The 14,350-nt window shown below is 43.8% G+C and carries 4 protein-coding genes; all 4 read left to right on the forward strand.

Annotated features, from left to right (window positions below; genetic code table 11):
• Positions 1–35 precede the first annotated feature (35 nt).
• The 4 genes from GPK49_RS08660 (at position 36) to GPK49_RS08675 (ending at position 14,348) form a co-directional block, all read left to right on the forward strand.
• Positions 36–1,133, forward strand: coding sequence for a DUF4238 domain-containing protein (locus GPK49_RS08660; protein WP_215677465.1), 1,098 nt, complete (start codon positions 36–38; stop codon positions 1,131–1,133).
• 96 nt (positions 1,134–1,229) lie between these two features.
• Positions 1,230–1,526 carry a hypothetical protein gene (locus GPK49_RS08665; protein WP_118512081.1) on the forward strand — a complete coding sequence of 99 codons (297 nt, stop codon included), beginning with the start codon at positions 1,230–1,232 and terminating at the stop codon, positions 1,524–1,526.
• A 160-nt stretch (positions 1,527–1,686) separates the two neighbouring features.
• Positions 1,687–10,149, forward strand: a complete 8,463-nt coding sequence (locus GPK49_RS08670; RefSeq protein ID WP_444876952.1) for a DUF3849 domain-containing protein — start codon at positions 1,687–1,689, stop codon at positions 10,147–10,149.
• 137 nt (positions 10,150–10,286) lie between these two features.
• A complete protein-coding gene (locus GPK49_RS08675; protein ID WP_215677467.1) occupies positions 10,287–14,348 on the forward strand; it encodes a YodL domain-containing protein in 4,062 nt (1,353 codons plus the stop codon).
• The last annotated feature ends 2 nt before the right edge of the window (positions 14,349–14,350 follow it).

Raw genomic sequence — 14,350 nt, forward strand, 5'->3', positions numbered from 1 at the left:
AATGTATAGATGAAAAATTGTATAGGAGTGATTTGATGAAAGCGCATAAAGTACCGGCGACATACTATGCTTCATGGAAGATTCCGGGAACGAAACATAGTTTTTACGTCTTTTATAAAGATAAATTGTATAGTGAAGGACAAAGCAAGAGTTACAAGGACGTTGACAAGATAACTCAGGAACATTCATTTTTCATGGAAGAAAATTTTTACTATTTAGATATTGAAAATATGCCAGGGTTGGCATATAAGCTTCAAAATGAAATTGAAGAATTTTTATCTAATAGTCCATATAGTATTAAGTGCGAGGATACTTATGCTGAAGATAGTGCCCCTAATTATCCAGTTATTGAAATAAAAGATTATAGCAAATTTATGTATTGTCGTGAACGCATGGATTCATGGATAATTAAGGATTCTGATGGAAACAATGTTACAGTTGATGCTTTCAAAAATGATTTAGGTACATATTTGTTTGGTAAAGTAGGAAAAATTATTGAAGAAAACTACTTTGCAAATGAATTAGAACCTAAGTGGAATGTAATAAAGTCGGAAATTGAAATTCAAAGAAATTCGGGTGATGATTTTGCTTTAGTACATCAAGATGATATGTTAGAGTTTTTTATTGTCCAATATCTTAGGCTAGAGGGGGTTATAGAAGAATATATTAAGCCGACGCTGGGGATTTTTAGGGATGTGTTTTCATCTATGGGATATGAAGATTCTGAATTAGATAAAATGAAAAATGAGGGACTATTAGCACCTGAATCGTATTTTTATGGGGCATTGTTAGATGCTGCACGAGGTGACAAAAAAAGACTCCAGAAGCATATGGATTCAATTAAACAAAATTATGTTATTGATTTATTAAAGGCTGAAGAGGGAACTTCATTTATAACATCTACAAAACCATGTGTAGTAATGAGAATGGAAGGAACATTTAAAGCTGAAATGATTTTCCCGGTAACTCCGCAATATTGTATTAGATTTATAGGAAATAAGTTGGCAGGAAATAGAAGTGGAAAATTTTATGAAATTACATCAAGTGATGTGAAGGTTATAAATCGGAAGATTATCTCAGAATCGAGAAATATTGTTATGAGTGAATCAAAAATAATATCGGACAGAATATGATAGTTATCTGTAATGAATAAAATTTAACAACACAGCGTCAGAGCGTATGGGAAAACCTGTACGCTCTTTTTTTTATCAAAAATGGAGGAAAATCACATGGAAGAAACAAATGTAACAATGACAGCAGAGGAAATGCAGGGCGAACCTGCAGCAAAGGAAAATGAGACAAAGGCGGAGAAGTTTATCCGTATTGGCGAGTACCGCATGAATAAGGCGGTGGATGCCATTGGAAGATTGGAGAATCTTGCAAATCGAGGTTCCTATGAATATACACAGGAACAAGTAGACGCTATGTTTCAGGCATTAGAGGGGAGGGTTGCGGAAATTAAGGCAAGGTTTACGCCTAAGAAAACGGCTGAGAGTAAGACTTTCAGCTTTGGTACAACAGAATAGGAATGTAACGGGAAATAAAGGAAAGGCAGTCATGTAGTGTATGTGGCTGCCTTTTTGTCGTATCTATGACAGGAAGGAGAACTGCGTGAGAAAATATGATTTTATATCGGCTCTGGCAAAGGAGACAGCAGCCGAGGTTGTCAAAAATCGTGAGGAATGGATGAAATACCTTACTACAGCGGCGAGATTATACAAGTATCCGTTCCGGGAACAGCTTTTAATCTATGCACAAAGACCGGACGCAACAGCGTGTGCTTCCATAGAGCTGTGGAATGAGCGTATGCACTGCTGGGTAAACAAAGGGGCAAAAGGTATCGCACTTTTGGACGAGGATGATGCACATGGCAAGCGTCTGAAATATGTATTTGATGTTTCAGATGTCCATGCGGCAAGGAGAATCGGACGGTATCCGGAACTATGGGAATTACATGAGGAACATAAGGAAGATGTAATTAAGCGTCTGGAGCAGACTTATGGTGCTACCGATGATAAGAAGCTATTTGAAGAAAGACTTATGGAGTTAGCTGACAGGATTGCAGCAGATTATTATGAGGAATTGTTGCCGGATTTGCAGTACATGATCGAGGGCAGTTTTTTAGAGGGACTGGACGAGCAGAATGTCGGTATCCGCTTGAGGGAGACATTATCGGACAGCATTTCCTTTACACTTTTATCTGCCTGCGGTGCAGATATGCAGGAGTATGGTTCGGAGTTTGCTTTTGATTTTATTCACGAATTTAATTCCATGGATACCCTTGCAGTACTTGGTGATGCAGCCAATGAGCTTGCAAAACCGGTACTTTTAGAGATTGGAAGAACCATAAGGGCATATAACAGGAGCCACGAACAGGAACAATCGCAAAATTTAACGCAGAAAGGACTTGCAAATACTTCTAAAATAGACTACAATGCGTTAAAGCGTGAAAGCGAGAGCGGACATGAGGAATATATTGACAACAATCAAAATAGCGTAGAAAGGGGCAATAGCAATGAATCTGACATACGAAAAGAACGGGGATTATCTGATCCCGACATTACAGGCGGACATTCAGCCGGAGGGAACGGTAACGAAGTACGGAATGATGAGGGAGACTTATCTGAAGGAGAACCACAGGGGCGTGTACTCAGCGTTTCTTCTGAAAGGGACATTGAAAGAACACCTGCTGACGATCCAGAAGCAGGCAGAGGAGAGAATGGAGAAACTGATAAGCCAGATGGCGGCAACAGAGGGAGTGACCGAACAGCTCAAGGAAGCCGATCAGATGCTCTGGGTAGCGAAGATGAACAGCATCCGGAACCGAGCAGAGGAAGTAGTTCTGGGCGAGTTGGTTTACAGCCTGTAACAGATACCGATGATCTTCTCCGGGGAGACGCACCGGAACCCACCTTTACACAACTTAGCCTGTTTCCTTCTTTTGAGGAGCAGGTTGGAACAGTCGCAGCAGCGGAAGCAAGTATGAAATATACCATGCCCGCTGCTTTTTCTTTGCCACAGAATGAACTTGAAACCATTTTAAGGAGTGGCGGAGGAAAACAGCACAGCAGGAAGCGTATTTTCGCAAAGTACACAGAGGGCAGAAATGCCGAGCAGATGGTGGATTTTCTGAAAAATGAGTACGGACAGACCGGAAAAGGTTTTGAAATCAATGGAAATCCAGTATCAGTGTGGTTCGATGAGCATGGTATGAGTGTCGGCTATGGAACACAGGCAAGGGAAACACCGATTGTCACGATGGATTGGGAAGATGTGGAGAGCCATATCCGTTCCATGATTGAAAATGGTACTTATATGAGTGCCAGTGAAGCATTTCTTGTAGAGACACAGGAGAGAAATCGTGTTGCCAATCAGATCTATTTCTTCCTGCGAGATGGAATGGATGAAATGCCGGAGGAGCTTGGCTTAAAAGCAGGAAATTATCCGGAAAGTGAAGCAAAACTCATGGAGTTTCTTTCCACCCATGAGGGCAGGGAACAGCTTAAAAATATTTTGGAAGATGCGGCAAACCGCCTTGCTTCTGGAGAAGCAGAATTAAAATGGCGGCATGTGAAATCACCGGAATATCTGTTATCGGAGATAGCAGACCTTGACAGGGAGAGACTGGAATTTCCATTGCCGGATGCGGTGGAGGTAGCACAGGAAGATTTTATCACACAGGATGAAATCGACTATGCACTTGGCAGAGGAAGCGGCTATGAGCATGGAGCTTTCCGCATTTATGAGTATTTCATGGAAGGACATGACCAGAAAGAAACAGTTGCTTTTCTGAAAAATGAATATGGCATTGGTGGTGGTTCCGGCGGACTGCCGGGTAATGATGATTCTCATAATGAACATGATGGAAAAGGTATCCGTCTGGAGAAAGGCAGTTATGGCAATCCGTATGCAAAAGTGCTTCTGAACTGGAATGTTGTAGAGAAAAGGCTTCGTGAGCTGATCAAAGAGGACAAATACTTATCTCCACAGGGAAAGGAAAACTATAAGGCTTACAAGGAAGAACAGGCAGAAAAAGCAAGACAGCGTGAGCTTTCTCGTCTGGAGCATGGACAGCGGTTAGAGTGTAAGAAAGACATTGATGCACTGATTGCTGAGAAATTCAATGGTTTTGTTCTTCCGAGGAATACCGCAGATGAGATCATAGATAAATATGGCATTGACTGTGTGGAATTTGTTCTTGCAAATACGGTTACGCATTTTGATTATGACGGTCGTTTTTCGCAGAACAATAAGGACTGGGCAAAGGGCATTGTTGCGGAAAATGAGTGGCAGAACAATGATCTGATTCTAAGCTCACATCCGGCGGTATTGGACGGATTTACCAATCAGGCGAGAAGATATATCAATGTGCTTCGGGAAAAAGAAAAGGAAGCACAGCAAAAAATCACGATTGATGGATATGAGTGTGTTCTGGTTGATGAGTGGGGCAGTGAAAAAGAGAAATACCTGCTTGGAAATAACATAGAGGACAGCAGTTTTTATTATGCACAGGTCAATGGGAAAACCTTTGAATACGACCATAAGCCGGAGCGTAGCGAAGTAGAGGACGATTATATCAATGCCATTGCAGAGGAAGATATTGACAGGCACGAAGCAGAAGTGTTTTCACGCTTTGAGGGGACGGATGGTATCGCAGAGCCGGATGAAACTGAGCCACAACAAGAATTTTCACAAGAGAAATCGCAGAAATTATCATGGCATGTGGTACATGATGCAGATGATGAATATGGCAATCCGACACAATGGAGTGCCACCTTATCAGAGGGAGTATTCCTTTGGATTGATAAGGAAGCGGATGGATATGCGATTTATGATACGGCAGACATTACCCGTCCGGCATTGGAGACATTTTCGACTTTGCAGGAAGCAATGGACTGGGGCAATGAACTTGCAGAAAGTGGCATGGAAGCAGAGGCGGAGTTTTCTGGTGAAAGGGAACAGGCTGAGCAGGAAGCCGATGAACTGGACAGCATAGATACGCAGTCTGCCCGTGAGCGTCTGGAGAATGGAGAAGCAGACCGACAGACAGAGGAAATGTTGTCGCAGGTGCTTACCGGAGATTGGGAGCCGCTTACACCTTCGTCAGAGGAAAAACAGCCTGCATCAGAAAGGCAATCAGCACAAGAAAGGTCGGTATCAGCACCAGATAAAAGTAACGCTGTCAATTTCCATATCAGCGATGACCGATTGGGTGAAGGCTCTCCAAAAGAAAAATTCCAGACAAATATTGCAGCAATCAAGCTGTTGGAGCAGATTGAGGGCGAAAACAGATATGCTACACCGGAAGAACAGCAGATTTTATCCCAGTATGTCGGCTGGGGCGGTCTTGCCGATGCGTTTGACGAGAGCAAATCAAACTGGTCAGCAGAATATCACCAGTTAAAGGAACTGCTATCGCCGGAGGAGTACCGCATGGCAAGGGAGAGTACCTTGAATGCCCATTATACAAGTCCGGTTATTATCCGCCAGATGTACGAAACATTGGAGAAAATGGGATTTTCCAAAGGAAATGTACTGGAGCCTTCCATGGGTATCGGCAACTTTTTTGGTATGATGCCGGATTCCATGAAAGAAAGCAGGCTTTACGGAGTAGAGCTTGACAGCATTACCGGACGCATTGCAAGGCAGCTTTATCCGCAGGCAGATGTGCAGATCAAAGGTTTTGAAAAGACCGATTATCCGAACGATTTCTTTGATGTGGCAATCGGAAATGTACCTTTTGGTCAGTATAAGGTGGCAGATAAGCAGTATGATAAAAATAATTTCCTGATCCATGATTATTTTTTGGCAAAGACGTTGGATAAGGTGCGTCCCGGAGGTGTAGTTGCTTTTATCACAAGTAAGGGAACCATGGACAAGGCAAGTCCGGAGGTCAGAAGATACCTTGCACAAAGAGCAGACCTGCTTGGTGCAGTCAGACTTCCGAATACCGCATTTAAGGCAAATGCAGGAACCGAAGTCACTTCGGATATTTTATTTTTCCAGAAGCGTGACCGCATGGTGGAGCGTGAGCCGGACTGGGTACATCTGGGAGAGGACGCAAATGGCATTACAATGAACGCTTATTTTGCAGAGCACCCGGAGCAGATCGTAGGAAAGATGGAAATGGTATCCGGTCCTTATGGCATGGAAAGCACCTGCAAGGCAGATGATGGCAGACCATTTGAGGAGCAGTTAGCGAAAGCACTTCAAAACATTATAGGACAGATTGATACGATTGATCTGGATGAGGAGCTTGCGGATGAAATGAGCAGGCAGAGTATTCCTGCTGATCCGTCCGTCAAGAATTTCAGTTATACCGTAGTCGATAATGAGGTATATTACCGTGAAAACTCTGTCATGAAGCCGGTGGAAGTATCAGACACCGCAAAAGAACGTATCAAGGGAATGGTGGCAATCCGTAACTGTACGCAGGAACTGATTGATATGCAGCTTGAGGAATACTCCGATGTAACAATTAAGGAAAAGCAGACAGAACTTAATAGCCTGTATGATAATTTCTCTAAGAAATATGGTCTGATCAATTCACAGACGAATAAGAGAGCCTTTAATCAGGACAGCAGTTATTGCCTGTTGTGTTCTTTGGAAAAACTTGATGATGAGGGCAATTTCAAAGGCAAGGCGGATATGTTCACGAAGCGTACCATTAAAAGGGCAGAGGTTGTCACAAGTGTGGATACCGCAAGTGAAGCGCTGGCAGTATCTTTAGCAGAGAAAGCCAAAATCGACCTTGATTATATGGGAGAGCTTACCGGAAGAGATAAGGATACACTTACCGAGGAACTTCATGGTGTTATTTTCCAGAATCCGCTTACGGATGTGTGGGAGACAGCAGACCAGTATCTCAGCGGCAATGTGCGTGAGAAACTTGCCATAGCAGCCACTTATGCGGAAAATCATCCGGAATATGCTCCAAATGTGCAGGCTCTTACTCAGGTACAGCCGAGGGAGCTGGACGCATCGGAGATCGAGGTACGTATCGGTGCCACATGGATTGATCCAAAGTATATCAATGATTTTATGCGTGATATTTTCCAGACACCGGAACATTTATTCCGCAGGGATACGATAGGTGTGCAGTTTTCGGGTGTAACCGGAGAGTGGAATGTAAAGGGCAAAAATGCGGACTATGGCAATACGCTTGTCAACATGACATACGGTACAAGCCGGGTAAATGCCTATAAGATACTGGAAGATTCCCTGAACCTCAAAGATACGAGAGTATATGACACCATTGAGGAGGATGGAAAGGAAAAGAGAGTCCTCAATAAAAAGGAAACCATGATTGCAAGCCAGAAGCAGGAAGCAATAAGGGAGGCATTTAAGGACTGGGTATTCCGTGATCCGGAGCGCAGGCAGACACTTGTGGCAAAATATAATGAGCTTTTCAATTCCACCAGACCAAGAGAATATGACGGTTCGCATCTGAAATTTCCGGGCATGACACCGGATATTGAATTAAAGCCGCATCAGAAAAATGCGGTTGCCCATGTGCTGTATGGGGATAATACCCTGCTTGCACACTGCGTTGGTGCCGGAAAGACCTTTGAAATGACAGCGGCGGCAATGGAAAGCAAGCGTCTGGGACTATGCCAAAAGTCATTATTCGTGGTGCCGAACCACCTGACTGAACAATGGGCAAGTGATTTCTTACGGTTATATCCAGGAGCAAATATCCTTGCGGCAACGAAAAAGGATTTTGAACCCGCCAACCGTAAGAAATTTTGTTCCCGTATAGCAACAGGTGATTATGATGCCGTTATTATCGGGCATAGTCAGTTTGAAAAAATCCCGTTATCACAGGAAAGACAGGCAGCCACAATCGAAAAACAGATTGATGAGATTGAGCTTGCTATTGATCAGGCAAAAAGAGACAACGGGGAGCGTTATACCATTAAGCAGATGGAAAAATCGAGGAAAGCATTGCAGGTGCGGCTTGACAAGTTAAATGACCAGAGCCGTAAGGATAATGTCGTGACTTTTGAGCAGTTGGGTGTAGACAGGCTGTTTGTGGATGAGAGCCACAATTACAAGAACCTGTTCCTTTATACGAAAATGAGGAATGTGGCAGGCATCGCACAGACAGAAGCACAGAAGTCATCTGATATGTTTGCCAAGTGCCAGTATCTTGATGAAATCACAGGCGGCAAGGGTGTAACTTTTGCGACCGGAACGCCAATTTCCAACAGCATGACGGAGCTTTATACGAATATGCGTTATCTCCAGTATGGTACGCTTCAGAAGCTGGGACTGGGACATTTCGATGCGTGGGCGGCTTCTTTTGGGGAAACACAGACCGCCATAGAACTTGCACCGGAGGGAACCGGATACCGGGCAAAGACAAGATTTGCGAAGTTTTTCAATCTTCCGGAGCTGATTGCACTTTTCAAGGAGAGTGCGGACATTCAGACACCGGATATGTTAAAACTTCCTGTGCCGGAAGCAGAGTATGAAAATGTGGTATTAAAGCCGAGTGAATTTCAGAAAGAAATGGTGGCTTCTCTTGCGGAACGTGCTGAAGCAGTCCGGGACAGACAGGTGCAGCCTTACGAGGACAATATGCTAAAGATTACCAATGACGGAAGAAAGCTGGCACTTGACCAGAGGCTGCTCAATGATATGTTGCCGGATGAGGAAAATTCCAAAGCGGCAACCTGTGTGGAGAAAGCCTATGAGATATGGGAGAACACCAAAGAGCAGAAGTCGGCACAGTTAATCTTCTGCGACCTCTCCACACCGAAGGGCGATGGCACTTTCAATGTGTATGAGGATATAAAAAATAAGCTCATGGAAAAGGGAGTGCCGGAGCAGGAGATCGCATTTATCCATGATGCCAATACAGAACTTAGAAAAGCGGAGCTGTTTGCAAAGGTAAGAAGCGGACAGGTTCGTTTTTTATTAGGTTCCACAGCCAAAATGGGAGCCGGTACGAATGTGCAGGACAGACTGATTGCATTGCATCATCTGGATGTGCCTTGGAGACCTTCTGACATTGAACAGCAGGAGGGAAGAATCTTACGACAGGGCAACCAGAATGATAAAGTAAAGATATTTCGTTATGTTACGGAAGGTACGTTTGACAGTTATTCATGGCAGCTCATTGAGAATAAGCAGAAATTCATCGGACAGATCATGACCAGTAAATCCCCGGTGCGAAGCTGTGAGGATGTGGACGAAGCGGCACTTTCCTATGCAGAAGTCAAGGCACTTGCCACAGGTAATCCCTACATAAAGGAAAAAATGGATCTTGATATTCAGGTATCGAAGTTAAAGCTGATGAAGGCAAATCATACCAGTCAGAAGTACAGGCTGGAGGATAACATCACACAGCATTATCCGCACCAGATCGCTGTTTACAAAGAACGTATCGAAGGTTTTACTGCTGATATGGAAAAATATGCGAAAAATAAGCCGGAGGATAAGGAGCAGTTCTTTATGCAGGTGGGTGGAAAGCCATACACCGACAAGAAGGAAGCGGGAACTGCAATCATAGCCATGTGTAAGGAAATCAAAGGTATCAATGCCAGTGCGGATGTAGGTGAATATCTTGGATTTAAGCTGAATGTAACCTTTGATTCTTTCAACAATAAGTTTGTGATGAATGTTAAAGGTGCCATGAGCCACCCGATGGAAGTCGGCTCTGATCCGCTTGGAAATATCACAAGAATCAACAATGTACTGGAAGCAATGCCGACACAGCTTGAGGAAGCACAGACGAAGTTATCCAATGTGGAACATCAGCTTGAAACAGCAAAAGCGGAGGTAGATAAGCCATTTCCACAGGAAGCGGAGCTATCTGAAAAGCTGGAACGTCTTGCAGAGCTTAATTCTTTACTCAACATGGATGAAAAGGGCGATGATGCGATTGGTATGGATGATGAAGCCGCAGAACCGGAAAAACCACAGGAAACTGTGAAAACAGTGGATAACAAAAGGGACGAGGTCGCAGATATGCCAGCAAAGCAGAGTAATCTTGGGAAAACGGCTATGGGTGGTAAGCTGTCAGACCGACCGGCAGAACGGACTTCATTGCAAGAAAAACTCGCAGCAATGAAGGCAAGGGTGTCCGGGACACCTGCAGGAAGGGATGCAGCGGATAAGACAAAGAAAAAAGAAGAAATTTTATAGGAAAATCTATTTTATTCCTAAGTTTATTCCCAACCTGTCAGCATTATTTGGGTTGGGAATATTAAAAAGTGTTATAGCAGTTTATGTAATGGCAGTCCGTAGTGGCTGCTTTTTATCGTACAAGATGGAGGTCGTTTATGGCAGACAACAATACAGAAAAACAGCGTGTGCAGGAGCTTACGGACAAACTGGAGCAGGGATTGCAGGACTTATTCAACAGCGATAGTTACCGCAATTATCTTAGTACAATGTCAAAATTTCATAATTACAGTTTTAACAACACGCTCTTAATTGCGATGCAAAAGCCTGACGCTACGTTAGTGGCCGGATACAAGGCTTGGCAGAAAAATTTTGAGCGTCATGTAAATAAAGGGGAAAAGGCAATCCGTATCCTTGCACCTGCACCCTATAAAATCAAAGAGGAGAGGGACAAGATTGATCCGGTCACACAAGAACTTTTACTTGATAAAGACGGAAATCCGCAGAAAGAGGAAGTCGAGATAACAATTCCGGCATTCCGGGCAGTATCTGTTTTTGATGTGGCGCAGACAGACGGAAAGCCGATACCGGAACTTGCGGCAAAGGAGCTTCTTTCAGATGTGGAAGGGTATCAGGATATGATTCGTGCAGTAGAAGCCATTTCACCAGTACCGATTGAACTGGAGGAGATAGCCGGAGATTCCAAAGGCTACTATGACAGGGAAGCAAAGCGGATTGCGGTACAGGAAAACATGAGCGAGAGCCAGACATTAAAGACCATGATTCATGAGGTGGCTCATTCCAAGCTGCACAGCAAGGAAGTGGAGCAGGATGAGCAGATGCGAAAAGACCGCAACACTAAAGAGGTGGAAGCGGAGAGCATAGCTTATACGGTATGTCAGCATTTTGGAGTGGACACTTCCGATTATTCCTTTGGATATATTGCCGGATGGAGCAGTGGCAGAGATACCAAGGAACTGAGAGCTTCCATGGATACGATACGGAGGACAGCTTCGGAGCTGATTACCGGGATAGAGGAACAATTACAGGAATTACAAAGGAACAGGGAAGTATCACAGGAACAGACAAAGGAAAGTATTCTCCTCATACAGAATACGGACCTTTCAGAGTTCAGTCTGCTTGATGTATATGGCATGGACAGACCGGAACTGATGCAGGCATTGTCAGAAATGACAGACGATGACAAGTTGAGCATACAGGCATATTTGGAAAGCAGGGGTGCATGGACAACGGAAATCGGCAATCAGGATTCCAGAGAGTACGGAGAGTATCATCTGGATGTGCGTTATAACACAGATACAGATGAGCTGATTGATATGAAGGAGAGAAAGGCGGTCTATGATAAGGCAATGGAGCCGATCAATGCCGATGATGTGGTTGTTAAGTTCGCTTCCGCCTTTGAAAGCGAATGGGAGGTCTTGAAAATCACAAATATGTCGAGGGAAGATGTCGGGAAAATTCTTAAAGATATGGCTTCTCTTTATGAAAATGAATGGGATGGCAATTACCTTTCATATATGGAAAAGCAGGGAGCGAAAATCACGTTACTTGCGTCCAGTAGTAAGGGATTAAATGGAAATATGCCGGATTTTTGGGATTATGAATACGATTTTGATGCAGGTCTGACGGATGTGGAGGAACTGTCTGTCATGCAACATGCAGAGCATATTATTAACCGATTGGAACATGGACAGCCTGCCTTTTCCGAGGCTGAAAGAAATTTGATTGTAAATTATGCCTACAAGCTGGGGAACATTGAAAAAACCAGGGAGCTTGCAGAACATATCTATGCACAGGAAGTGGATGGAAATCAGGATGTTGCATTAGCAATGATTGATGCAGAGGCGGAAATCGACGCACTTCCGGATAGCATGGTAGGTGTATCTGAAATGCAGGAATATGGCTATACATGGAATGAAATGTTTCCTCTGACACAGGAAAGGGCAATAGAACTATTTGATCATGATTTGCCTGTGTATCTTCTGCATACGGACGGTTCCGAGACTACTGTATCCGATAGAAAACAGATTACAGAACATGACGGGATGTGTGGCATTGAAAAAGGGGACTGGCTGAATGAACGAAAGCTCCAGATGATGCAGGAAGAACTTTCAGAGAGTGATTCCAACAGGGAAGCACAGCTTTTGTATGGAAATACCGATAAATATGGTATTTATCAGTTGAAGGATGATCCTGAACTGGATAAGTTTCGCTTTGAAGGAACGGAAAGCCTGAAGCGTATGGGAATAACCAAAGATAATTTTGATGCTGTATTGCCGGAAAATTATAAGCTCGTGTATATGGGAGAACTGACGGAATTGCAGGGACAGACACAGTCGGAAACATTGGAAGCAATCTATACAAAGTTCAATATTGACCACCCGGCAGATTATAAGGCTCATTCGCTTTCAGTCAGCGACATTGTAGTATTGCATGAGGATGGCGAGAACAGCGCACACTTTGTTGATTCTTTTGGATTTACGGAACTGCCGAAGTTTATGCTGACATTGGAAGGCAAGGAGAACGAAATACAGACAGAGCTTGCGGTACATATCGCAGACCGTTATATCCTTATGCATGAATGTGATGAGGGATATGATTACTCCATTCTGAATGAGCAGTATCATTTACTAGATGGCGGTGTTTATGACAACCCGGATATTACCATTCAGCGTGCAATGGATATGGTGATTGCAGACCTGAAAGAACCACGCTTTTCAGCGGTTACAGAGCAGTATTATCGTGATGAATTTTTGCAGGGCGAGGTGTATGCAGGTTCCGAAGCGGAGATTGTAGATTATGAGGAGCTTTCAGAAAAAGCGGAGGAAGTGGAACGGGCAGATTTGGAAGCAAAGCAGGCAGAATTCAGAGAGAACAATCCGGATGTGGTTGCAGATTTCCGGGCAAAGACAGAAGAATTGTTTCATAGTCTGGACGGACAGAGTGCGGACGATATAGAAAAAACAGTGTATGCTTATGTGCAGTCGCAGATTGATGAATACGGTCTGGATGCGAAAATCGTGGATGTAGTGGTAGCCGGGAGCCGATGCAGAGGTATCGAAAAGGAAAATTCGGATTTGGATGTGGTTGTGGAATACACAGGCTCCACCAGAGAAGATGACCTTTTCAATATGCTTCATGAGGACAGCATTTATATTGCAGGCATACAGGTAGATATTAACCCGATTACAGAGGGCAGAACCGGAACATTGGAGACTTATCTTCCGGAGGTGGAAACTTACCTGCAGGAGAAGGCACAGCAGGAGCAGATCAACAATCAGCTTGTCACGCAGGGGAGAGAATTGGTGCAGGAACAAAACGCACTTGTATCAGAAGAAAAAGTGCTTTCTGAACTGGAAAAAGAGCCTGTAATTGAACCAGAGACAGTCCATATCACATTTACGGTTGCGGAGTGTGGAGAATTTCATAATATGGGTGAATACCATGAGGGCATTGAAACGATAGAGGAAGCAATGAAACTTTATAATGCTATTGATCCGTCCCGTATGCATGGGATTCCTTCGATTGGTGTCAATATGCACATTGAGGGGACAGAAGAATGGGAAGATGAGGAAGCAGATATTGTCAGAGGGAATTGCATAGATGTGGATTTTCTGAATTACACACCAGAGCTTCGGGATACTCCCACAGTGCAGGATGCACTTAAAAAACTGATTGCGGCATATCCGGAGAAAGAGGTCAATGACCGGGAGACAAAAGAAACGAAGATACAGACGCTTGCGGCAGAACTTGATCAGTTATCCTATGATATTGACACTTTTGAATATAGAGACTTGGTACCGGACAGGGAAGCACAGGTTCAGATGATTGCAAATGATATAAGAAGCGGCAATGTGAAGCCATTACAGATTTTTTTGCAGACATCTATTGATGGGGGAATTGACGAGGACAGTGAAAGACAGGCAAAAGAGCTGATTGCTAAGCTGGCAGAATATAAGCCGCTTGCCAAGATCGAGGAGCTGGAGGAGCAGAATTATAACATGATTGATGACAGGCTTAATAATGGTGTGGAGAAATTCAATCGTGAAGAAGAAAAGAAAGAACAGCAGGAAAAACCGCAGGCACGTTCTTCCTTAAAGGAGCGGCTTGTAGCCAAGCAGAAGGAAGTAGCACAAGGAAAGAATAAAGATGCTAAAGAGCAGGATAAGACTAAAAAAACGAACAGGGAGGAGATATAGGA

It is taken from the genome of Clostridium sp. MCC345, assembly GCF_018785345.1.
Taxonomy (GTDB): domain Bacteria; phylum Bacillota; class Clostridia; order Lachnospirales; family Anaerotignaceae; genus Anaerotignum_A; species Anaerotignum_A faecicola.